The 21,028-nt window shown below is 73.5% G+C and carries 20 protein-coding genes; 2 read left to right on the plus strand and 18 right to left on the minus strand.

What is annotated here, in order from left to right; all coding sequences use genetic code 11:
* The first annotated feature begins 170 nt into the window (after positions 1-170).
* Together R7226_RS23465 and R7226_RS23470 are read left to right on the plus strand one after the other, a co-directional pair.
* Complete coding sequence (locus R7226_RS23465; protein ID WP_318599787.1) at positions 171-713, plus strand: BON domain-containing protein; 543 nt, start codon at positions 171-173, stop codon at positions 711-713.
* A 58-nt stretch (positions 714-771) separates the two neighbouring features.
* Positions 772-1,542 carry an IclR family transcriptional regulator gene (locus tag R7226_RS23470; RefSeq protein WP_318599788.1) on the plus strand — a complete coding sequence of 257 codons (771 nt, stop codon included), beginning with the start codon at positions 772-774 and terminating at the stop codon, positions 1,540-1,542.
* Positions 1,543-1,585: 43 nt separating this feature from the next.
* Here R7226_RS23470 and R7226_RS23475 read toward each other — a convergent pair whose 3' ends face one another.
* From R7226_RS23475 to R7226_RS23560, 18 genes are all read right to left on the minus strand, one after another.
* Positions 1,586-2,317 (minus strand): class II aldolase/adducin family protein, encoded by a 732-nt coding sequence (locus tag R7226_RS23475; protein WP_318599789.1) that lies wholly within the window; start codon positions 2,315-2,317, stop codon positions 1,586-1,588.
* Complete coding sequence (gene dmpG / locus R7226_RS23480) at positions 2,314-3,324, minus strand: 4-hydroxy-2-oxovalerate aldolase (RefSeq protein WP_318599790.1); 1,011 nt, start codon at positions 3,322-3,324, stop codon at positions 2,314-2,316. The genes R7226_RS23475 and dmpG overlap by 4 nt, the downstream gene beginning before the upstream one ends.
* On the minus strand, positions 3,321-4,199 hold the full coding sequence (locus tag R7226_RS23485) for an acetaldehyde dehydrogenase (acetylating) (RefSeq protein WP_318599791.1): 879 nt from the start codon (positions 4,197-4,199) through the stop codon (positions 3,321-3,323). Before R7226_RS23485 ends, dmpG begins: the two co-directional genes overlap by 4 nt.
* Entirely contained in the window at positions 4,199-5,014 is an 816-nt protein-coding gene (locus tag R7226_RS23490; RefSeq protein WP_318599792.1) for a 2-keto-4-pentenoate hydratase, read from the minus strand. Before R7226_RS23490 ends, R7226_RS23485 begins: the two co-directional genes overlap by 1 nt.
* On the minus strand, positions 5,007-5,321 hold the full coding sequence (locus R7226_RS23495) for a hypothetical protein (RefSeq protein ID WP_318599793.1): 315 nt from the start codon (positions 5,319-5,321) through the stop codon (positions 5,007-5,009). Before R7226_RS23495 ends, R7226_RS23490 begins: the two co-directional genes overlap by 8 nt.
* A complete protein-coding gene (locus R7226_RS23500) occupies positions 5,318-6,142 on the minus strand; it encodes a DODA-type extradiol aromatic ring-opening family dioxygenase (protein ID WP_318599794.1) in 825 nt (274 codons plus the stop codon). The genes R7226_RS23495 and R7226_RS23500 overlap by 4 nt, the downstream gene beginning before the upstream one ends.
* A complete protein-coding gene (locus tag R7226_RS23505) occupies positions 6,142-7,017 on the minus strand; it encodes an alpha/beta fold hydrolase (RefSeq protein WP_318599795.1) in 876 nt (291 codons plus the stop codon). Before R7226_RS23505 ends, R7226_RS23500 begins: the two co-directional genes overlap by 1 nt.
* Positions 7,018-7,023: 6 nt before the next feature.
* Entirely contained in the window at positions 7,024-7,932 is a 909-nt protein-coding gene (locus R7226_RS23510; RefSeq protein ID WP_318599796.1) for an alpha/beta fold hydrolase, read from the minus strand.
* Positions 7,929-8,687 (minus strand): dienelactone hydrolase family protein, encoded by a 759-nt coding sequence (locus R7226_RS23515; protein ID WP_318599797.1) that lies wholly within the window; start codon positions 8,685-8,687, stop codon positions 7,929-7,931. The genes R7226_RS23510 and R7226_RS23515 overlap by 4 nt, the downstream gene beginning before the upstream one ends.
* Positions 8,684-9,691, minus strand: a complete 1,008-nt coding sequence (locus tag R7226_RS23520) for a sugar ABC transporter substrate-binding protein (RefSeq protein WP_318599798.1) — start codon at positions 9,689-9,691, stop codon at positions 8,684-8,686. The genes R7226_RS23515 and R7226_RS23520 overlap by 4 nt, the downstream gene beginning before the upstream one ends.
* A 29-nt stretch (positions 9,692-9,720) precedes the next feature.
* The gene (locus tag R7226_RS23525; protein WP_318599799.1) at positions 9,721-10,734 is read right to left on the minus strand and encodes an ABC transporter permease; all 1,014 of its coding nucleotides are present in this window, start codon (positions 10,732-10,734) and stop codon (positions 9,721-9,723) included.
* Complete coding sequence (locus tag R7226_RS23530; RefSeq protein WP_318599800.1) at positions 10,731-12,239, minus strand: sugar ABC transporter ATP-binding protein; 1,509 nt, start codon at positions 12,237-12,239, stop codon at positions 10,731-10,733. Before R7226_RS23530 ends, R7226_RS23525 begins: the two co-directional genes overlap by 4 nt.
* A complete protein-coding gene (locus tag R7226_RS23535) occupies positions 12,239-14,443 on the minus strand; it encodes a hydantoinase B/oxoprolinase family protein (protein WP_318599801.1) in 2,205 nt (734 codons plus the stop codon). Before R7226_RS23535 ends, R7226_RS23530 begins: the two co-directional genes overlap by 1 nt.
* Positions 14,440-16,572 (minus strand): hydantoinase/oxoprolinase family protein, encoded by a 2,133-nt coding sequence (locus tag R7226_RS23540; RefSeq protein WP_318599802.1) that lies wholly within the window; start codon positions 16,570-16,572, stop codon positions 14,440-14,442. Before R7226_RS23540 ends, R7226_RS23535 begins: the two co-directional genes overlap by 4 nt.
* A gap of 53 nt (positions 16,573-16,625) precedes the next feature.
* Entirely contained in the window at positions 16,626-17,414 is a 789-nt protein-coding gene (locus R7226_RS23545; protein WP_318599803.1) for an IclR family transcriptional regulator, read from the minus strand.
* Positions 17,415-17,597: 183 nt separating this feature from the next.
* Complete coding sequence (locus tag R7226_RS23550; RefSeq protein WP_318599804.1) at positions 17,598-18,599, minus strand: sigma-70 family RNA polymerase sigma factor; 1,002 nt, start codon at positions 18,597-18,599, stop codon at positions 17,598-17,600.
* Between the two features lie 70 nt (positions 18,600-18,669).
* On the minus strand, positions 18,670-19,104 hold the full coding sequence (locus R7226_RS23555) for a VOC family protein (RefSeq protein ID WP_318599805.1): 435 nt from the start codon (positions 19,102-19,104) through the stop codon (positions 18,670-18,672).
* A 92-nt stretch (positions 19,105-19,196) separates the two neighbouring features.
* Positions 19,197-21,011, minus strand: coding sequence for a hypothetical protein (locus R7226_RS23560; protein WP_318599806.1), 1,815 nt, complete (start codon positions 21,009-21,011; stop codon positions 19,197-19,199).
* Positions 21,012-21,028 lie beyond the last annotated feature (17 nt).

Consider the following 21,028-nt stretch of genomic DNA (forward strand, 5'->3'; position numbering starts at 1 on the left):
CGCGCCGCTCGTCGTCGCGCGCGCGGGCGCCGACGGCGCGGTCACCGTCGCCACGCGCCCCGGCGCGGGCCTCTGGGCGCTCGCGCTCGGCAGCGTCGCCGTCGCGGCCGGCGGGCTGCTGCTGCGGCCGTTTGCCGGTCGTCACGAGGGGTAGGCGAATCGGTACGAACGTGATCCAGACGCTGGAGGCCTCCTGCATGTTCCGCCTCACCGCCCCTCCCACGCCGACCCCCAAGCGGACGCCGATCGAGCGCGTCAAGGAGCCGATCGACCGTCTCTTCCACAAGCGGGAGCGCGAGCGCGAGCGCAGGGCCCAGCGGGCCAAGCGCGGCGCGTTGATCGCCGCCGGCAGCGTCAGCGTCGGCGTGATCGTCATCGTGCTGAGCAACCGCAGGCGCCGGCACGCGCTCGTCGGGCGGACCGTCGGGCTCGTCCGGCACCGCTCGCACGACTACGACGACGTGACGCTCGCGCGCAAGGTCGAGTCGGTGATCTTCCGCCCGGCCGACGCGCCGAAGGGCGACGTCGACGTCAACGCCCACGACGGCATCGTCGAGCTGCGCGGGGTCGTCGCCGACAGCGCCAGAATCGACGCGCTCGTCAGCGCGGCCGAGCACGTCGACGGCGTCGCGCGGGTCGAGAACCTGCTGCACCTGCCGGGCACACCGGCCAGACACGCGCCGCCGGCGCGCACGTCGCTCAACGGCAGCTGACGCGACGGCCGACGCGAGGGCGCCGGGCGGCCGGGCCGCCCGTTACGCTCTCGCGTCGATGTCAGGCCCCGAGCAGGAATCGACCTCCAGCGCCGCCACCCCGGTACGCGCGATCGAGCGCGCGTGCGCGCTGATGAGCGCATTCACGCTGGACGAGCCGTCGCTGACGCTCGGGGAGCTGGCGGCGCGCGTCGAGCTGCCGAAGCCGACCGCGTACCGGATCGCGGTGTCGCTCGTGCAGAGCGGCTTCATGACCCAGTCCGAGGACGGCCGCTACGGCCTCGGCACGCGCCTGATGGAGTTGGGCGCCGTGGTGCGCGACAACCTCGACCTCGTGCAACTCTGCGGCCCGGTGATGGCCGCGCTCGCGGCCGAGACCGGCGAGACCGTGCTGCTCGGCCAGCCCGACTGGGGCAGCGACGAGATCGTCGTCGTCGCCCGTCGCGACAGCGCCCACGCGCTGTCGATCCTCTCCCCAGTCGGGCGGCGCTCGCCGATCGGCCTCGGCTCGCTCGGGCAGGCGCTGCTCAGCGGGATGGCGCCGGCGGAGCGGGCAGCGTTCGCGCAGCGGCTCGGCCCGACGAGAGACGCCGGCGGCAGAAGACGCTCGCCGGCCGCCTTCCGGCGCGAGCTGGATGAGGCGGCGACGCGCGGCTACGCGCTGGTCGAGGGCGGCTACCTCGAGGGCGTCTCCGGCGTCGCCGTGCCGATCCTCAGCGAGGGCTCACGGCCGCTCGGGACGATCGGGATCGTCGGGCCGACGACCCGCCTGCACGACCGCCTCGAGCAGTTCGGCGCGCTGCTCGTGCGCGAGACGGCCGCGCTGTAGGGCGCGGCGCGGGCCGGCGCCGCCGCGCGGGCCCGCGGGCGCGTCAGGCGGCCGCGACCGCCCGCGCCATCCGCCGCCACGCGCCTTCCAGGTGGGCGTCGGCCTGGGCGTGGACGTACTGCGCCAGCGCCTGCTCGCGCGACAGCGGACGGGCGATGCCGCCGGCCGTGTCGGCGAGCAGCTGCAGCTCGCACGCCTGCTCCAGCATCACCGCGGCCGTCACCGCGAGGCCGACGCTGGCGCCGGCGGAGACGATGCCGTGGCCGACCATCAGCGCGGCGCGGTGGTCGCCGAGCGCCGCGGCCAGCTCGGCGCCGCGCTCGCGCGTGTCGATCAGGCCGGCCCAGCCCTCGTAGCGGCCGATCCCGGCCGCGAAGACGCCGCCGACATGCGAGATCGGCTGCGGCTCGCGGCCGGCCGCCGCAAGCGCGATCGCGTGCGGCGGGTGGGCGTGGACGACCGCCTGCGTCGCGGGCCGCGCCAGCAGCGCCTCGGTGTGGATCGGCCACTCCTGGTGGCGCGGACCCTCTCCATCCAGCACGTCGCCGTCCCAGCCGATCAGCAGCACGTCGTCGGCGGTGACCTCGTCGAAGGCGATGCCGGCCGCCTTCATCCAGGCGCCGCGGCCATCGCCGTCGCGCAGCGAGAGATGGCCCCAGACGTAGTCGTCGAGCCCGGCCGCCGCCAGCACGCGGCAGCCGAGCGCGACCTCGGCGCGGGGGGCGGCGTCAGGCGCGCGGGCGGCGGCGTCGCGCGCTCTGGCTTCGCCGCTCACGCAGCCACCCCGGCCAATTCGGCAGCGACGTTGATGATCATGTCCTCCTGCCCGCCGACGACCCGCCGCCGGCCCAGCTCCATCAGCACGTCGCGCGGGTCGACGCCGTAGCGCTCGGCCGCCCGCTCGGCGTGCAGCAGGAACGACGAGTAGACGCCGGCGTAGCCGATCGCGAGGCCGCTGCGGTCGATCACCTGCGGCCGCGGCATCAGCGGCGCGACGACCTCCTCCGCCACGTCCATCAGCTCGAACAGGTTCGCCCCGGTCGCGCGGCCGGAGCGCTCCAACGCGGCGACCAGGACCTCCAGCTGGGCGTTGCCGGCGCTGGCGCCGAGGCCGCGCAGCGAGCCGTCGACCCACGTCGCGCCGGCCGCCACGCCCGCGAGCGCGTTGCCGACACCGCAGCCGAGGTTGTTGTGCGTGTGGATGCCGACGGCCGTCTCCGGCGCCAGCGCCGCGCGCAGCGCCGCGACCCGCTCCGCCGTCGTGCCGGGCACGAGCGCACCGGCCGAGTCGACGACGTAGACGGTGCCGGCGCCGTAGGACTCCATCAGCCGCGCCTGCTCGGCCAGCACGGCCGGCTGCACCATGTGGCTCATCATCAGGAAGCCGGCGACGTGCATCCCCTGCTCGGCCGCCCACGCGATCTGCTGCGCGGCGATGTCGGCCTCGGTGCAGTGGGTGGCGATCCGCGCGACCGACGCGCCGAGCGACTGCGCCTCGCGCAGCTGCCGCAGCGTGCCGATCCCCGGCAGCAGCAGCACGGCGACGCGCGCCCGCGACACCGCCTCGACCGCCGCCGCGATCAGCTCGGCGTCGGAGTGCAGCGCCTCGCCGTACTGGATCGAGGAGCCGCCGAGACCGTCGCCGTGCGTCACCTCGATCACGTCGACGCCGCCGCGGTCGAGGCCGGCGGCGACCGCCGCGACCTGCTGCGGCGTGAAGCGGTGGCGGACGGAGTGCATCCCGTCGCGCAGCGAGGAGTCGACCAACGTCAGCGCGGTCATGCCGCCACCTCCAGTCCGAGCAGCCGCTGCGCCAGCAGCTCGCCGACGCGCGCGGCGGCGGCGGTCATGATGTCGAGGTTGCCGGAGTAGACCGGCAGGAAGTCGCCCGCGCCCTCGATCTCGACCATCACGGTCACGAGGTCGCCGTCGCTCTCGCACAACAGCAGGCGGTAGCCGGGCACGTAGCGGCTCAGCTCCGCGACCATCTCCCGCACCGACGCCGCGACCGCCTCCGCATCCGGTCTGCGCACGCGCGCGTAGATCGTGTCGCGCATCAGGATCGGCGGCTCGGCCGGGTTGAGGATGATGATCGCCTTGCCGCGGTCGGCGCCGCCGACCAGCTCGATCCCGCGCGCGGTCGTCTCGGTGAACTCGTCGATGTTCGCGCGCGTGCCCGGGCCGGCGCCGGCGCTCGCGATCGTCGCGACGATCTCGGCATACGACGCGTCCGCGACGCGGTCGATCGCGTGGACGATCGGGATCGTCGCCTGCCCGCCGCACGTGACGAGGTTGACGTTCGGCGCGCCGAGGTGGTCGGCGAGGTTGACCGACGGCACGACGTACGGCCCGACCGCGGCCGGCGTCAGGTCGACGCAGACCTTCCCGGCCGCCTCCAGCCGCGGCGCGTTCGCACGGTGCGCTCTGGCGGCGGTCGCCTCGAAGACGAGCGCGATCTCCTCCCGCTCCAGCAGCGCGTCGATCCCGCCGGAGCTGGTCTCGACGCCCAGCTCGCGCGCCCGCGCCAGCCCCGGCGAGTCGTCGTAGATGCCGACCATCAGCGCCGGCTCGACGTGCTCGCTGCGCAGCAGCTTGACGAGCAGGTCGGTGCCGATGTTGCCGGGGCCGAGGATCGCGGCCTTGACCTTCTGCGCCATCACGCGACCGCCTCGAACGTGGCCGAGACCTCGCCGAGGCCGGCGAAGCGGGCCGTCGCGCGCTGGCCGGGCGCGACCGGCAGCGCTCTGGAGACGGCGCCGGGGATCACGATCTCCCCCGCCGCGATCCCCTCGCCGCCGTAGTCGTGCAGCGCCCGCGCCAGCCACACGATCGGCGCGGCCGGGTGGCCGAGCACGGCAGCGCCGGTGCCGCTGTTGGCCTCGCCCTCGGGCGCGACCTCCAGCGACACCTCGACCGCCGCGAGGTCGAGCACGCCGACCGGCTGCCAGGCGCCGAGCACGACGTGGCCGGAGGAGGCGTTGTCGGCGATCGTGTCGGCGATCTTGATGCGCCAGTCGGCGACGCGGCTGTCGATCACCTCCAGCGCCGGCGCGACCGCCTCGGTCGCCGCCAGCACGTCGGCGATCGTCAGCTCGGCACCGGCCAGCGGCGCCTTGAGCCTGAACGCGATCTCGGCCTCGACGCGCGGCGCGAGGAAGGCGGCCGGGTCGAGCGTCGCCCCGTCGGCGCTGATCATCGCCGCCGTCAGGTAGCCGAAGTCGGGCTGGTCGACGCCCATCATCTGCTGCATCACGGCGCTCGTCAGCCCGACCTTGCGGCCGACCAGCGCCGCGCCCGGCCGCGCCAGCCGCAGCTCGCGGCCGGCGAGCTGGATCGCGTAGGCATCGGCGATCGTCACGGCCGGGTGGCGGCCGGTGATCGGCTCGATCGCGACGCGCGTGCGCTCCGCCTCCAGCAGCAGCGCCGCCTCCGCCGCGACCGCCTGGTCGTCCAGCGCGCGCGCCTCAGTCATCGCGCAGCCCCGCCTCGCGGTAGCGGGCGACGTAGTCGATCCCGAACATGCCGGCGAAGTTGCGCACGACGTTGGGATGGACGCCGCGGCGGTACAGCTCGGCGACGTCGCCGCCGGCGATCAGCGCGGCCTCGTCGTCGGTCAGGTCGAGCCGCAGGTCGACGCCGCGCAGAGAGGCGAGCGGCTCGCCGGCCGTCAGCGCGCGCAGCTCGGCGAGCGCGCCGGCCGGGTCCGCGGGGTGGCGGGCTGGCAGCGGGCCGGGCAGCGACAGGTGGTAGGCGGCGCGTTGCAGGTGCAGGCGGCTCATGACAGCGTCATCTCCACGAGCGAGATCCCGGTGATCCACTCCTCCACCGGCTCGTAGACGAGCCGGCGCCCGCCGTGCGAGCCGGCCGCGCCGAGCGCGACCATCCAGCACAGCAGCTCGCCGGCGCCCGGGCCGCCGCCGGCGATGAACTGATCCTCGCGCATCCCGTCGAGCGCCGGCAGGTCGGGCCCTTCGAACAGGTCGAGGAAGGCGCGGTCCCAGTCGGGGTTGATGCGACCGGTCTCGGGCACGCCGATCCAGTGGCTGATGCCGCCGGTCGCGACGACCGCGACGCGCTCGGCGACCTGCTGGCGCGCAATCGCGTCGGCGAGCGCGATGCCGAGCTGGCGGCAGCGCGCGAACGACGGCAGCGGCCGCACGAAGGTGTTGACCGACAGCGGCACCAGCGGCAGCGCGTCGTCTGGGTCGAGGAAGTGCAGCGGGCAGGCGTAGGAGTGATCGAGCCGCATCCCCGCCATGCCGGCGACGTCGAAGCCGTCGTGGACGAGATCGGCGTGCAGCGCGTCGGCGAGGTCGGCCGCGCCGGGCAGCTCGCGGATCGTGTTGCCCAGCTCGCCCCACGTCTCGAAGCCGCTGCCGCGGCCGATCGTGAACGTCGGCATCAGGTCCTCGGAGAACGTCAGCATGTGGTCGTTGCCGACGACGACGAGCGCATCGGCGCGCGCGTCGGCCAGCGACGCCCGCAGCCGCTCCCAGCCGCCGTAGACGCGGTCGAGCTTCTCCTGCTCGCGCTCGCTGCGCTGGACGCGCAGCTGGCCGCCGGCGTGCGAGACGCAGGCGGCCCAGACGACCTCGCCCATCAGTTGCTCCCGATGAAGTCGAGCGCGATGCGGTTGAACGCCTCCGGCTGCTCGAACTGCGGCCAGTGGCCGGCCTGCTCGATCAGCTCGAAGCGCGCGCCGGGGACGAGCTTCGCCGCCTTCTCGGCGGTCGCCGCCGGGACGGTCGGGTTGAGGTCGGTCCAGACCAGCAGCGTCGGGACGCGCGTGCGAGCGAGGTCTTCCTCGCGCAGCAGGTTGGCGCGGTTCTCCTCGCCGGTCTGCTCGCTCGTCATCTTCGCCATCGAGCGGCGCGAGTCGGGCAGGTTGAAGATCGTCCAGCGCGTGTCGACCAGCTCGTCCGGGACGCTCTCCGGCGTCGCCATCAGGAACTCCAGCCGCGCGCGGACGCGCTCTCTCGTCGGCGCCTCCAGCGCCTTGTTGGTGACCGCCGCGACCTTTCTGTGGATCGCCTGCGACTCGGCCTGGCTGGCCGCGTCGGAGAGCAGGATCCCGGCGCCGGTCGCCGAGATCAGCGAGCGCACGCGCTCGGGGTGGGAGAGCGCGACGCGCCAGCCGGTCCAGGCGCCGAGCGACTGCCCGATCAGGTGCGCGCGCTCGGCGCCGACGGCGTCGAGGAAGTCGAGCAGGTGCCGCTCGAAGAGCGGCGAGTGGTAGGTCGCGTCGGCCGGCTTGTCGCTGAAGCCGTGGCCGATCGCGTCGATCGCGTAGACGCGGTAGCCGGCCTCGCCGAAGGCGCGCACGTTGCGCACGAAGCCCTCGGCGTGGCCGGAGAGGCCGTGCATCATCACGACGACCTCGCCGTCGGCGGGGCCGGCCTCGATCGCGCGGGTGCGGATCCCGCCGGCGTCGTGGTAGGTGACGCTCGTGCCGAGCGCGTCGATCCAGAATGACATCGGGAGTCAGGTCCTTCCGTGCGTGGTTGCGAAGTCGTGCAGCAGGTCGTTGACGGCGGCGGGCGCCTCCAGCTGCGGCCACTGCTTGGCGCCGGGCAGCGTGTGGAGGCGGGCGCCGGCGGCGGCGGCCGCGTCGGCGACGACCTGCGCCGGGGTGTGGCCGTGCTCGCCGCGGATCATCAGCAGCGGGAGGCCGCGCTCGCGCAGGGTCGCGAGCTGCTGGGGGCCGAGCAGCGCGGCGCTGTTGTCGGCGGCGCGGACGGCGCGGTGGACCGCGCGCGCGGCCTCCGGCGCGTAGAGCGCGCGGCGGGTCTCGACCAGCTCGTCGTCGATCACGGCCGGGTCGGCGACGAGGCCGGAAAGGCGCTCGCGGACGGCGTCGGCGGTCGGCTCGGCGAAGGCGCGGCCGCCGCGCTGGAAGGCGGCGGCGACGCGCGGGTCGGCGAGCCGCTCGCTCTCGCTCTGGAGGCCGGCCGGCTCGATCAGCGCGAGCGCGCGGACGAGGTCGGGGCGCTCGAGCGCGATCCGCGCGCCGACCCAGCCGCCGATCGACTGGCCGGCGAGCACGACGGGGCCGCGCCGGTCGCCGCCCGTGCCGCCCGCGTCGCCGCCGAGCGCGCCGGCCACGCCGAGCGCATCGAGCGTCGCGGCCGCGTGCGCGGTCAGCTCGGCGATCCCGTAGCCGCCGTCGTGGCGGCCGGTGAGACCGTGGCCGAGCAGGTCGAACGCGAGCACGCGGTGCTCTCGCGCCAGCGACGCGACGTTCGCCCGCCACGATTCGAGGTGACCGCCGCGGCCGTGCAGCAGCACGAGCGGGGCGGCGTCGGCCGGGCCGGCGGCGAGCACGCGCGTCGCCACGCCGCCGGCCTCGACCCACGAGACCTCGGCGCCGAGGAAGTCAGTCCAGAGGCTCACAGGTGGGTTCCGAAGAAGGCGAGCGCGCGCTCCCACGTCAGCGCGGCCGCCGCCGGGGCGTGGTTTCTGTGCGTGTCGTCGTGGTAGGCGTGGCCGGCGCCGGCGTAGGTGTAGGTCTCGACCGGCAGCCCGGTCGTTCTCGCCGCCGCGTCGAGCCGCTGCACCTGATCGAGCGGGATCACCTCATCCTGCTCGCCGAAGTGGAACTGGATCGGGCAGCGGATCGCCGGTGCCTGCGCGATCCGGTCGACCGGCCGGCCGCTGGTCGCGTACTCCGGCAGCAGCACGGGCAGCGCGTAGAGCGAGACGGCGGCCTTGAAGGCGTCGCCGAGCAGCGCGGCCGCGATCGCCGTGCCGCCGCCCATGCAGAAGCCGATCACGCCGGCCCGCGTCGCATCGACGCCGTCGACGCCGGCGAGGAAGCGCAGGCCGGCGAGCACGTCCGGGACGGCCTGGTCGTCGGTCGCCGACAGGAACGCCTTGATGCGGCGATCGGCCGGCGAGGAGTACTCCGACGGCGCGCCGCCGGCACGCGTGAAGAGGTCGACCGTCAGCGTCGCGTAGCCCTCCCCCGCCAGCCGCCGCGTGACCTCCTCGCGGTGCGGCGTGACGCCGAGGTTCTCGTGCGCCATCACGACGCACCGCCGGCCGGCGGCCGGCCCCGCACTCCCCGAAGGGAGTGCGAGGTAGCCGCGGATCTCGCCGCCGATGCTGGGGAACGTGACCCAGTCGGCGGTGACCGCCGCGCCGCTCATGAGGCGGCGCAGTAGGCCGCGGCGTCGGCGGCGTTGTCTCTCGTGATCACCTGCACCGGCAGCGTCTGCACCGGCTCGGCCGCTCTCTCGCCGCCGAGGTCGGCGAGCACCGCTCTGCCGGTGCGGAAGCCGATCTGGAACGGCGAGGCGTCGGTCGTCGAGAGGAACTCGCCCTCCTCGACCGCTCTCAGGCCCAGCTCGGTGCCGCCGTTGGTGACGATCTTGACCTGGCCGTCCTTGCCGGCCGCCTGCAGCGACTTCAGCACGCCGAAGGCCATGTCCTCGTTGGAGACGAGCACGTAGTCGAGGTCGGGCTGCGCCTGGATCATGTTCTCGGCGACCGAGGCGGCCTTGCCGCGGTTCCACATCGCCGGCTGCTCGAAGACGACCTTCGCGTTCGGCGCCGCCGCGAGCGCGCCCTTGAACCCTCTGACGAGGAAGTCCGACGCCGCGCCGGGAGCACCGGCGACGATCGCGACCTTCACCTCGTCGCTGCCGCCGGCCGCGCTGATCTGCTCGGCGAGGAAGCCGCCGATCTTCGCGCCGGTCGCGCCGTTGTCGAAGACGACCGCGCCCGCGACCTTGCTCGGGTCGCGCACGAAGTCGACCGAGCTGAGGAAGACCGGCACCTTCTCCGTGTTCGCCTTCGCGACGATCTGCGCGCCCGACTGGACGTTGACCGTCTGCAGCACGAGCGCGTCGGGGTTGCGCGCCAGCAGGTCCTCGCCGTTGGAGACCTCCGCGCCGACGTCGTCGCGCGAGTTGACCTCGTTCAGCTCGGCGCCGTCGCCGAGGCCGGCCTTCAGGCCTCTGGAGACGCACATGTTGAACTCGACCGAGCTGCCGTTGATGAAGCCGACGGTCGGCTTGTCGCCGCCGCCTGCGGCGGTGGCGCTGCCGCTGCCGCCGTCGTCGGAGCTGCTACCGCAGCCGATCGCGACCGAGGCCGCCGTGACGACGGCGAGGGTGAGCGCCCAGCGGCGCCGCGGGGTGTGAACGACCATCTCTCTCTCCTCCTTGTGCCGGCGGCGGGCTAGTGGCCGCCGGCTCGATCCGAGCGCCAGCGGGTGCCCGCCTGCCCCGACATCACGGCGATCGCGATGACGGCGCCGGTGGCGACCGACTGGTAGTACGTCTGCACGTTGAGCAGGTTGAGCACGTTGGTGATGACGCCGAGCAGGACGACGCCGAGCACCGTCCCGGCGACGCTGCCGCGGCCGCCCGCGAGCGAGGCGCCGCCGATCACGACGGCGGCGACCGCCTGCAGTTCGAGGCCGACGCCGCCCATCGGGCTGGCGGCGCCGACGCGCGAGACGAGCACGAGGCCGGCGAGCGCGGCGAGGCCGCCCGCGATCACGTAGAGCGCGACCTTGACGCGGCGGATGCCGATCCCGGCGACGAAGCTGGCGTGCTCGTTGCCGCCGATCGCGAGCGCGTCGCGCCCGAGGCGGGTAAAGCGCAGCAGCAGGCCGCAGGCGACCAGCACGAGGCCGGCGACGAAGGCCGGCATCGGGATCCCGGCGAGCGTCGCCGCACCGAGCCAGCCGAAGTTCGAGACGGGGATCGTCTCGGCGTTGGTCGTCGCCTGCGAGAACCCTTCGAGGATCGACATCGTGCCGAGCGTGAGGATCAGCGGCGGCGCGTTGGAGACGACGATCGCGATCCCGTTCAGCAGCCCGACGCCCATCCCGATCGCGAGCACCGCGAGCACCGCCAGCGTCGCGCTGTCGCCGCCGGTCAGCATCTTCGCCGCGATCACGCCGCAGAGCGAGGCGCAGGCGCCGATCGAGAGGTCGATTCCGCCGGAGACCATCAGCAGCGTCGTGGCGCCGGCGAGGATCCCCAGCACGGCGACCTGGCGCGCAACGTTGAGCAGGTTGTCGCTCGTCAGGAAGGTCTCCGACAGCAGCGACGCGACGACGATCACGACCAGCAGCACGACCGCCAGCGCGGCGACGTGCGAGCCGGTCGGGCCGAGCCGCCGCAGCGCAGCGAGCGGGCCGCGGCGCGCCGCCGAGGGCGCGGTGAGCGAGTCGACGGCGCTCATCGCTCCGCCTCCGCGCCCGTCGCGAGCTCCGTCAGCGTCTGCCGGGTCGCCGCCTCGCGCGGCAGCTCGGCGACGACGCTGCCCTTGCGCAGCACGACGATGCGATGGCACATCGCCAGCACCTCCTCTGGTTCGGTCGAGACGATCGCGACGGCGGCGCCGTCGCCGGCGAGCCGCCCCACGAGCGCGCGGATCTCCTGCTTGGCGCCGACGTCGACCCCCGCCGTCGGCTCCTCCAGCACCAGCACGCGGCCGCCGCTGGCGACCGTCTTGGCGAAGACGACCTTCTGCTGGTTGCCGCCGCTGAGCGCGGAGACGGCGACGGTCGGGTCGGCCGGATGGATGCCGAGGTCGGCGACCCATCTGCGCGCCTCCGGCAGGCGGCGGCGCGCGAGCACGCCGCGTCCCAGCGCCCGCGCGCTCAGCTGGATGTTCTCGGCGACGTCGAAGGCCGGCACGAGCCCGCTGCGCAGGCGGTCCTCCGGCACCAGCGCGACGCCGCGCCGCAGCGCCCCGCGCGGCGTGCGCACGCGCAGCGGCCGGCCGTCGACGGCGACGCTGCCGGCGCTCGGCCGCGTCTGCCCCGACAGCACCCGCGCGAGCGTCGACTGGCCGGCGCCGACGGCGCCGAACAGCCCGACGATCTCGCCCCTGCGCAACGTCAGCGAGACCTCCTGCAGCCGCCGCCCGACGGTGACGGACTGCGCCTCCAGCGCGATCGCCCCGCCGCCGGCGAGCGCCGGCGGCTGCGCGACCTCGACCTCGCGGCCGATCATCGCGCGCACGAGGTCGCGCGCCTGCACGCCGTCGCGCCGCAGCTCCATCACCTCGACGACGCGGCCGTCGCGCACGACCGTCGCGCGGTCGGCGACCTCCAGCACCTCGTCGAGGTGGTGGGAGACGTAGACGACGCCGACGCCCTCGGCCGCCGTGCGGCGGACCTGCTCCAGCAGCACGCGCGCCTCGCGCGCGCCGAGCGTCGCCGTCGGCTCGTCGAGGATCAGCACGCGGCAGCGGCGCGAGAGCGCGCGCGCCAGCTCGACGGCGCGCTGGTCGGCGATCGACAGCTCGCCGACCGGCTGCTCCAGCCGCAGGTCGAGGCCGAGCGCCGCCAGCGCCGCGGCGCCGTCGCGCCGCTGCGCGCGCCAGTCGACGAAGCCGCCGCGGCCGCCTCTGCGGCCGAGCGCGATGTTCTCGGCGACCGACAGGTCGGGGATCAGCGCCGTCTGCTGCAGCATCGTCTCGATGCCGGCGGCGTGGGCGGCGGCGGGGCCGATCCGGCCCAGCTCCTCCCCGCCCAGCAGCAGCCGCCCGGCGTCGGGTCGCAGCGCCCCGGCGATCACCTTCACGAGCGTCGACTTGCCGGCCCCGTTGGGGCCCAGCAGCGCGTGCACCTCGCCCGCACGCAGCTCGAAGTCGACCCCCTTCAGCGCCTGCGTGGCGCCGAACGACTTGCGCACCTCGAGCGCCTGCAGCAGCGGCGCGGCCGACGGCGCGGCCGACATCAGGCGACCTCGACGCGCACGTCGAACAGCGGCGGGTCGTCGTGGCGCGCGACCTCGGCGAAGTGCAGCCGCCCGCAGCTCGTGCAGGCCGAGCGGCGCACTTCGATCTCGGCGTGGAACGTCACGCGCGTGCCGAGGTCGGCCGGTTCGGCGAGCGCCGTCCCGAGCCGCAGCTTCGGGTTCTCGTGCGCGTGCGCGAAGGCGCTGCCGCAGTCGCAGGCCCAGTAGCGCTCGCCGTCCAGCTCGACGATCGACAGCTGATCGCCGACCGGCGCCAGCGTGCGGCCGGCGGCGGCGTCGAGCGTGAGCGGCTCCTGCGCCGCCGGCCAGGCTCGGCGGGCCGTGAGGATCTCCTCCCGCAGCGCGGCCGTCGCGTCCGCGTCGAGCGTTCCGTCGGCGTCGGCCACGACGCCGTAGGCGGCGCGCGCGGTCGCGACCGTGACGGCGTCGTCGCGCACGTCGGCGGCGACCAGCTCGGGCGCGCGCAGCAGCGGGTCGCCCCAGCCGCCGCCGCCCTGCGGCCCCCACTCGTAGACGTCGTCGTGGCCGAACTCGAAGACCGGCGGCTTCGCGCTCAGCAGCTGCTCGCTGACGCTCAGCTGGTCGATCTCGGTGACCAGCTCGCCGGCCGCCAGCTTCGCGCGCACGTCGGTGTCGCGGTAGAGGCGGTGGACGTTGGTCGCCGCCGGCAGGCCGCCCCACAGCCCCGGCGCCGTCGGCACCGTGTAGCCGTGGCAGGCGGCGAGCACGCGGAAGGAGTCGACGTCGTGGACCATGTACGCCGCGCCGCTGCTCTGGCCGCCGCGGTTGCGGCCGGCGCCGGGCGTGTCGGCGAGCAGCCGCCGGTGCAGGTAGAGCACCGGCATGATCAGCTCCAGCGACTCCACGTTCGGCGCCTTGCCGGCGATGATGTTGCGGTGCCCTTGCGGGCTGAGGCCGTCGCGGTGGGCGTAGGCACCGCCGCCGCTCATCGTCTGGTCGAGCATCACGCCGGTCGCCGGCTCGCCGTGCTGGTTGAGGCCGTCGACGGTGAAGATGTCGGGGCCGCCGGAGGGCGAGGCCTGCGCCTCGACGATGTGATCGGGCGAGGTCGAGACGAGCTTCGACAGCACCTCGGTCGCGGTCGTCTCGGTCAGCCACATCGCGCCGAGCGGACCCTGCGAGACCGGCGCCGGCCACTCGGCCGAGCAGATCAGGCCGGGTGGCGCGATCACCTCGATCGGGCGGAAGATCCCCTCCGTCCACGGGAGGTCGTGCGCCAGCAGCGGCAGCACGCCGGCGTAGACGCCCGCCAGCAGCCCGGTGTAGGTGCAGTTGACGAACCCTCTCGCCTGCGGCGAGGAGGCCGAGTAGTCGAAGCTGAGCTGGTCGCCGGTCTTGGTCAGCGTCACCTCGATCGGGTGGAGCTTGTCCTCGTGGCCGTCGTGGTCGAGGTAGGTGCGGGCGGCGAAGACGCCGTCGGGCAGCTCGCGCAGGCGGCTGCGCAGGCGGCGCTCGGAGAGGTCCATCAGCTCGTCCATCACCGACAGCACGACGTCGACGCCGTAGCGGTCGATCAGCTCGCCGAGCCGCTTCTGCGCGACGTTGTTGGCGGCCAGCATCCCCTTCATGTCGAGGCCGAGGTTCATCGGCAGCCGCGACATCCCGGTGATCATGTTCCAGACGTCGCTGCGCAGCTCGCCGCCGTCGATCAGCTTCATCGGCGGCAGCAGCATCGCCTCCTGGCGGACGTCGGTCGCGGCGGAGCAGAAGCTGCCCTTGACCATCCCGCCGACGTCGAGCTGGTGGCAGGCGGCGCCGGTCCAGGCGATCCGCTCGCCGTCGTGGAAGATCGGCGCCAGCAGCCCCATGTCGGGCGCGTGCAGGGCGCCCTTGTAGGGGCTGTTGACGACGAACACGTCGCCCTCGCCGATGCCGGGATCGTCCTCGCAGTCGGCGATCACGTGCTTGACCATCTGCGAGCAGGAGGCGGCGTGGAAGATCACCGTCTGCCCCATCGCGGCGACCTCGCCGCCGGCGCGGTAGAGGCCGGTGTTGAAGTCGGTCGCCTCGTTGACCAGCGGCGAGCCGGAGACGGCGGCGAGCGCCGCGCCCTGCTCGTCGGTGATCGCCAGCAGCCGGTGGCGGATGACCTCGAAGGTGACGGGGTCGACCGTCTGGCGCTCGTACTGGTAGGCGCCCGTGGGCGCGGCGAGCTCGGTCACTGGTCCTCCTGCGGGATCTCGATGGTGATGTGGCCGTGGCCGTCGACGAGCGCGCTCTGCCCGGGGCCGACGATGACGGTGGTGCCGGCCTGCTCGATCGCGGCCGGGCCGGCGATCGTGCCGCCGCCGGCGAGGTCCTCGGGGCGGTAGACGGCGGTTGGCGTGAGCGCGCCGCGCTCCTCGAACCAGATCTCGCGGCTGCCGCTCGGCGGCAGCGGATCGAGGCTGCTCGCCTTCGGCGCCGGCGCCGGTCGCGTGACCGGCACGTGGCCGTCGACGCGCAGGATCGTGAACTCGACGCCGGCGACGCGCAGCGCGGTGCCTCTGCCGTAGATGTGCTCGTAGCGAGCGGTGAAGTCCTCGACGAGCTGGTCGACGACCGCTGGGGTGACCTCGCCGGCCGGCAGCTCGATCGCCAGCTCGTGGACCTGCTGGCGGAAGCGCATGCCGACGTAGCGGCGGGTGCTCAGCTGCTCGGTCCCCATCGCCGCCTCGCAGCGCGCCGAGAGGGTCGCGAAGGCGGCCTCCATCTCGGCCGCCGAGACGTGCTCGCTGGCGCGCGCGAAGCCGCGCGGCGCCTGCGCGTGGTGGGCGACGGTGAAGGTGCGGTGGCGGTCGGAGGTGACGGCGCCGTAGGCCGAGTGGACGGCCGCGGTCGCCGGCACGAAGACCGTTCTGATGCCCGCCTCGGCGGCGTAGCGGTGGGCGTGCGTCGGGCCGGCGCCGCCGTAGGCGAAGACGACGAAGTCGCGCGGGTCGTAGCCGGCTCGCAGCGTCACCTTGCGCAGCAGGTCGGCCATATGGTTGTCGGCGACCGAGCGGATGCCGGCGGCCGCCTCCAGCAGGCCGAGCCCGAGCGGCTCGGCGACGTGCTCGCGGATCGCCCGCTCGGCGGCCGCGCGGTCGAGCCCCATGTTGCCGCCGAGGAAGTACTCGGGGTCGATGATGCCGAGCACGACGTCGGCGTCAGTGACCGTCGGGCGCGTGCCGCCGCGGCCGTAGCAGGCCGGGCCGGGGCGGGCGCCCGCGCTCTCGGGGCCGACGGTCAGGTGGCCGTCGTTGACCTGCGCGATCGAGCCGCCGCCGGCGCCGATCGCGGTCACGCCGATCATCGGCAGCGCGACGTGGAAGCGGCCGACCTCGGCGTTGCGCGTCAGCAGCGGCTCGCCGTCGACGACGAGGCCGACGTCGAACGAGGTGCCGCCCATGTCGGAGGTGATCACGTTCGGCCAGCCCTTCTCGGCCGCCAGCGCCGCCGAGGCGAGCACGCCGCCGGCCGGGCCGGAGGTCAGCATCGCCGCCGCCTGCGTCGCCGCGTCGCCGGCCGGCAGCACGCCGCCGCCCGACTCCATGATCGACAGCTCGCCGCGGAAGCCGCTCTCGCGCAGCTCGCCTTCGAGGTTGGTGACGTAGCGCGAGATGATCGGGCCGAGGTAGGCGTTGATCGAGGTCGTCGAAGTGCGCTCGTACTCGCCGAGGATCGGCAGCAGCTGCGAGGCGGCGGAGACGAAGACGTGCGGCGCCTCCTCGGCGACGATCTCGACGGCGCGGCGCTCGTGCAGGTCGTTGCGGAAGGCCCACAGGAAGGTGATCGCGATCGCCTCGCAGCCGTCGGCGACCAGCTCGCGCACCGCCGTGCGCAGCTGCTCCTCGTTGAGCGGCACGACGACCGAGCCCTTGTAGTCGACCCGCTCCTCGATCTCGCGGATCTGGTCCAGCGGCACGATCGGCTGCGGCAGCGTGCGCTGCGAGTAGTGGCGCGCGGTGTGGCCGAGGCCGGCCCAGCTCGCCGTCGAGCGCTGGCTGCGCAGCACGTCGCGGAAGCCGCGCGTGCAGAGCAGGCCGGTGCGCACGCCCTTGCGCTCGATGAAGGCGTTGGTCGCCTGCGTCGTGCCGTGGGCGTAGTAGACGAGGCCGTCGCCGATCTGCTCGCGCTCGACGCCGATCGCGCCGGCGGCCAGCTCCAGCGCGCTGATCGCGCCGCGCGTCAGCTCCTCCTTCGTCGTCGGGCTCTTGGCCATGTGCACCTCGCCGTCCTCGGTCAGCAGGACGGTGTCGGTGAAGGTGCCGCCGATGTCGGAGCCGACGTAGAACGCGGCCCCGGGGGCGGGCTGGGTGGGTGTGCTCATCGACCTTCTCGGTTTCGCTGGGGGGACTGTGTGCGTGAAGTGGGTGTGCGGCGCTATGCGCTCAGCTCGGCGGCGGTGTCGCGCACGAGCGCGCCGAGCCGTTCGATCTCGCCCTGCAAACGGGTGCTCGGGCCGACGAGGCCGAGCGCGGCGACGGGACGCGCGCCCTCCAGCCGCACCGGCGCCGCGACGCCGGAGACATCCGCGAGGTACTCGCCCTCCTCGACGACGTAGCCGAGCGCGCGGAAGCGGCGGATCTCGGCGACGAGCGCGAAGGGGTCGGTGTGCGTGCGGTCGGTCTCCGCGCTCAGCGGCAGCGCGGCGATCACGGCCTCCGCCTCGGCCTCCGCGAGGCCGATCAGCAGCGCCTTGCCGAGCGCGCCGGGCGGGATCGCGGAGCGGCGGCCGATCGGCGAGAGCACCGACAGCGTGTGCGAGCTGTCGACGCGATGGACGATCGTCACCTCGCGCGCGGCCCAGTCGGCCTCGCCGAGGATCACCGTCTCCCCCGTCGCCCGCGCCAGCCGCTCCATCGCCGCTGCGCAGGCGCGCACGACGTCGAGGTTCTCGCGCACGATCGCGCCGAGCGACAGCAGCCGGAAGCCGAGGCCGTAGGCGCCGTCCTCGGCCTGCGTCATGAAGCCGGTCGCGACCAGCGTCGTGACGATCCGGTGCGCGGTCGGCTTCGGCAGGCCGGCGGCCTGCGCGAGCGCGCCGAGCGTCAGACGCGGCTGCTCAGGCGTGAACGCGCTCAGCAGCGCGCAGGCGCGCTCGACCGATCGGTTGGTGACGGGCTCGCTCTCGACAAGCCCAACTGTTTCGACAGACGGAATGCGTTCCATCTCTTCCTCCTCGCGGAGGACCGTACGTGAAACGCATTTCGTTTGTCAAGGAATTCGCGCCGGCGGATGCCGCATGCGGACCTCTTGGCGCGAGCGGACGCACCCCACGACGACGAACGCGCCCGGACGGGCGCGTTCGGGGTGCTGCTCGAGATGGCGCCTCGCGGCGCGCGCGTGCCCCGCCTACGGAGCGAGCACGCCGACGCCCGCGGCGTCGAGCTTCGGCGGCAGGCCGAACTCGGCGAACAGCGGCGGGAAGAGGAAGTGGTGCAGCCCGGAGATTCGGTCGCCGTCGGTCTCCACCACGACGATCGCCCACGGCTCGTAGCCGTCCTCGGCCGGGTGGTAGATCCCGACCGCCGGGCCGCCGTTGGCGGAGGTCGCGAGGACTCTGGAGCCCTCGCAGTGGGCGCCGGCCCCGAGCATGAAGTCGTGCACGTTCTGCTGCCCGGTCAGCCACAGCGGCAGCGGCGGCATCGAGAAGGTCGCGTCCTCCTGCAGCAGCGTCACGAGCGAGGCGATGTCGTACGCCTCGAACGCCTCGACGTACTTGGCGAGCAGCGCCTGCTGCTCGGCGTCGACCGCGCGCGGCGCCGTGTCGGCGGTGTCGAGGTCGAGCGACTCGAGCGTCGCGCGCGACCGCTGCAGCGCGCTGTTGACCGAGGCGACGCTGGTGTCGAGCAGCTCGGCGACCTCGCTCGCCTGCCAGCGCAGCACCTCGCGCAGGATCAGCACCGCGCGCTGTCTCGGCGGCAGGTGCTGGAGCGCCGCGACGAAGGCGAGACGGAGCGTCTCGCGGGACTCGGCGAGCGCTGCCGGGTCGGTCGTCTCCGGCAGCACGCGCGCGTCGGCGACCGGCTGCACCCAGGCGTGCTCGGGCAGCGGCGAGCCGAGCGCGGCGTCGGCGTCAGAGGAGGGGCCGAGGTCCATCGGCTGCGCGCGCCGCTGCGAGCTCTGCAGGATGTCGAAGCAGACGTTGCTCGCGATCCGGTAGAGCCACGACTTCAGCGCCGCGCGCGCCTCCAGCTTGTCGGCCGCCTTCCAGGCCCGGACCATCGTCTCCTGGACGGCGTCCTCGGCCTCGGAGCCGGATCCGAGCATCCGGTAGCAGTAGCCGGTGAGGGCGCGGCGGTGAAGCTCCAGCTCGCGCTCGATCGGGAGGGTCGCGTCGATGCTTGGGGGCACGCCGGCAATCCTACGCCAGCCGCCACCCGGGCCCGAAAGGGTCCCGGGCAGCGCGCTGACCAACGTCAGCTCAACCCTGCTCGGCGTACTCGGCCGGACCGGCCTCGACCGCGGCCTGGTCCATCCACATGACCTCCCAGTGGTGGCCGTCGAGGTCGAAGAAGCTGCGGCCGTACATGAAGCCGTAGTCCTGCGGCTCCTTCGCCGGCTTGCCGCCGGCGGCGAGCGCCGCGTCGGCGAAGCTGTCGACCCCGGCGCGATCCTCGGCCGAGACGCTGATCAGCGACTGCGTCGAGGTCGCCGGATCGGCGAACGGCTTGACGGCGAAGCTGGCGAACTTCTCGTGCTCCATCAGCATCGCGTACGAGGCGCCCTCGTTGATCACCATGCACGTCGTCGTGTCGTCCTCGAACTTCTCGTTGAACGTGAAGCCGAGCTTGCTGAAGAACGCCTTCGACGCCTTGACGTCGGTGACCGGCAGGTTGAGGAAGACGAGACGGGACATGTGGGGCTCCTTGGTGCGGGATGGTCTGAACTGCTTCTGCACCCAAGGACAGGGGGTCGCCGCGAAACTCATCGCGGCTGGCGAGAGAATTTTCAGCTCGTCCGCCGCACGAGCCCGGTCAGCGCCGCGATGATCGCCGTCGTCAGCACCCAGCCAGCCAGCACGAGCACGGTCGCGACCGTCTGCGCATCGCCGCTGGCCACCCAGTAGTCGCGCTGCCCGAGGTTGATCACCGGCAGCAGCTGGTCCAGTGTGAACGTCAGCGCGTTGAAGTCGGGCGCGTTCAGTCTCGGGTTGCGCTGCACGATCTCCGCCTCGTGACCGAAGTACCACCAGCCGCCGGCGAGCAGCAGCACGAACGGGATCAGCGCCTGCCAGGTTCGATAGCCGTATCCGACCAGCAGGTCCTCGACGACGTTCCACGCGCGCGCCGCCGGACTGAGGTGTCTGCGGCGATGGCGCTGCTTTGCGACGAGGACAGCGCGCTGTCGCTGTTCGTGCCCGGTCGCACGGTAGTACTCGGCGAGCTGTTCGTAGAGCTGTGGGAGGTAGCCGTTGCGATTGCCCGCGATCCATTCGAGGTTCGCATCGACGGAGCTGCGTGGACGCCATCGCGTTCTCCCGTCCGGCCACGGCACCGCTTCCCAGAGCTGTCCGTACGTCATGCCTCCGAGCTCGTAGCCACGGCTCCATGTCTCGCTCGAAGAGCTCAGGTGCCCAGCTGCCACATTGTCGAGGTTGATCCAACCGTCTCCGGCTTCCCGCGGCTGCAGGTAGAGGCCGCGCGAGACAGACAGGCTCTGGAAGTCGAGCGCGATCCCGTCCGCGCTCCCCCACTTGACGGTCCGGAAATGCGCATCCCCGCGGACGTCACAACCGGCGAAGCTGATCGTCCCGGCGAACGTGCTCTCGGTGCAGCTGACCCCGCCGTTGAACTGTGCGTTGCCGCCGTCGAACGCCACGCCGCCGCGGTTCGCGACAGTCGAGTGAGACACTCTCAACGGCCCGGTGACGGCGGAGTTGGTCACGCGAATGCCTCCCTCGACTGAAAGCCCTCGGCAGAGGAATGCCCCGTCAACGTGCATGCCATCGCCGTTGAACGCCTGCTCGTCCTCGTTGCGCATCGTCCCGTCAGCAAGAGTCAGCTGACCATGCACACGTGCGCCGAGCAGACGGGTCTCGCCGATGATCAAGAACCGGCCGACGAAGAAGATGCCGCCCTTCACCGACATCCCATCGCCGCTGAACGCCGGTCCGGAGGTGCGTTCCATCCGGGATTCGTCGACCGACAGCTGTCCGCCGATCGCCGCCCCGAGGAACCGAACCTCTCCGAGCGCCGAGAAACCGACACCGAGGAACACGCCACCTTCCACGACGATCCGGTCAGCGGCCAGCGCGGCATCACCCGCGTTCTCGAAGATGCCGTCGGCCGCATCGAAATCCCCGCCGATCCGCGCTCCCATGATCTCGAACGAGTTGAGCGAGTGCAGGCCGCGCCCGCACACGATGTCTCCCCGACAGCGCAGGCCGCGTCCAAAGAAGCCACTTTCGATCCTGCTACCTGCGAGGTCGAGGCTCACGATCTCGGCAGCGTCCAGCATGAGCGGCGCAGCGAAGTGACAGCTCTGCAAGATGATCGGACACGAGATCCGCGCGCCTTCGAGATCGAGGGCTCCCTCGACCCGAGCGCCACGGAGCCAGATCTTGCGCAGCGGGCGGCCATCGACGTCGGCAGTCCGCGCAAGCGTGCCCAGCAGCTCGGCGGAGATCGTCCGCTGCTCGCCCCACTCCGCTCCGCGGATCGGATCGTCCTGTCTGGGATCGCGGGAGCGGAGGTCGACGACGGTCCCGGCCAGCGCAGCCTCCCGCAGCCGGCGTTCCAAATCGACCTCCACGACCTCCGACACGCGCAACCCCTGGCCCC

The sequence above is a fragment of the Conexibacter stalactiti genome, from assembly GCF_033542075.1.
GTDB classification, from domain to species: domain Bacteria; phylum Actinomycetota; class Thermoleophilia; order Solirubrobacterales; family Solirubrobacteraceae; genus Conexibacter; species Conexibacter stalactiti.

What these genes read in the sequence shown, in the direction of transcription:
- R7226_RS23470 (WP_318599788.1), top strand. Translation starts at nt 772, where the DNA reads ATGTCAGGCCCCGAGCAGGAATCGACCTCCAGCGCCGCCACCCCGGTA.
- dmpG (WP_318599790.1), bottom strand. Translation starts at nt 3,324, where the DNA reads ATGACCGCGCTGACGTTGGTCGACTCCTCGCTGCGCGACGGGATGCAC.
- R7226_RS23485 (WP_318599791.1), bottom strand. Translation starts at nt 4,199, where the DNA reads ATGGCGCAGAAGGTCAAGGCCGCGATCCTCGGCCCCGGCAACATCGGC.
- R7226_RS23490 (WP_318599792.1), bottom strand. Translation starts at nt 5,014, where the DNA reads ATGACTGAGGCGCGCGCGCTGGACGACCAGGCGGTCGCGGCGGAGGCG.
- R7226_RS23495 (WP_318599793.1), bottom strand. Translation starts at nt 5,321, where the DNA reads ATGAGCCGCCTGCACCTGCAACGCGCCGCCTACCACCTGTCGCTGCCC.
- R7226_RS23500 (WP_318599794.1), bottom strand. Translation starts at nt 6,142, where the DNA reads ATGGGCGAGGTCGTCTGGGCCGCCTGCGTCTCGCACGCCGGCGGCCAG.
- R7226_RS23505 (WP_318599795.1), bottom strand. Translation starts at nt 7,017, where the DNA reads ATGTCATTCTGGATCGACGCGCTCGGCACGAGCGTCACCTACCACGAC.
- R7226_RS23515 (WP_318599797.1), bottom strand. Translation starts at nt 8,687, where the DNA reads ATGAGCGGCGCGGCGGTCACCGCCGACTGGGTCACGTTCCCCAGCATC.
- R7226_RS23520 (WP_318599798.1), bottom strand. Translation starts at nt 9,691, where the DNA reads ATGGTCGTTCACACCCCGCGGCGCCGCTGGGCGCTCACCCTCGCCGTC.
- R7226_RS23525 (WP_318599799.1), bottom strand. Translation starts at nt 10,734, where the DNA reads ATGAGCGCCGTCGACTCGCTCACCGCGCCCTCGGCGGCGCGCCGCGGC.
- R7226_RS23530 (WP_318599800.1), bottom strand. Translation starts at nt 12,239, where the DNA reads ATGTCGGCCGCGCCGTCGGCCGCGCCGCTGCTGCAGGCGCTCGAGGTG.
- R7226_RS23540 (WP_318599802.1), bottom strand. Translation starts at nt 16,572, where the DNA reads ATGAGCACACCCACCCAGCCCGCCCCCGGGGCCGCGTTCTACGTCGGC.
- R7226_RS23545 (WP_318599803.1), bottom strand. Translation starts at nt 17,414, where the DNA reads ATGGAACGCATTCCGTCTGTCGAAACAGTTGGGCTTGTCGAGAGCGAG.
- R7226_RS23555 (WP_318599805.1), bottom strand. Translation starts at nt 19,104, where the DNA reads ATGTCCCGTCTCGTCTTCCTCAACCTGCCGGTCACCGACGTCAAGGCG.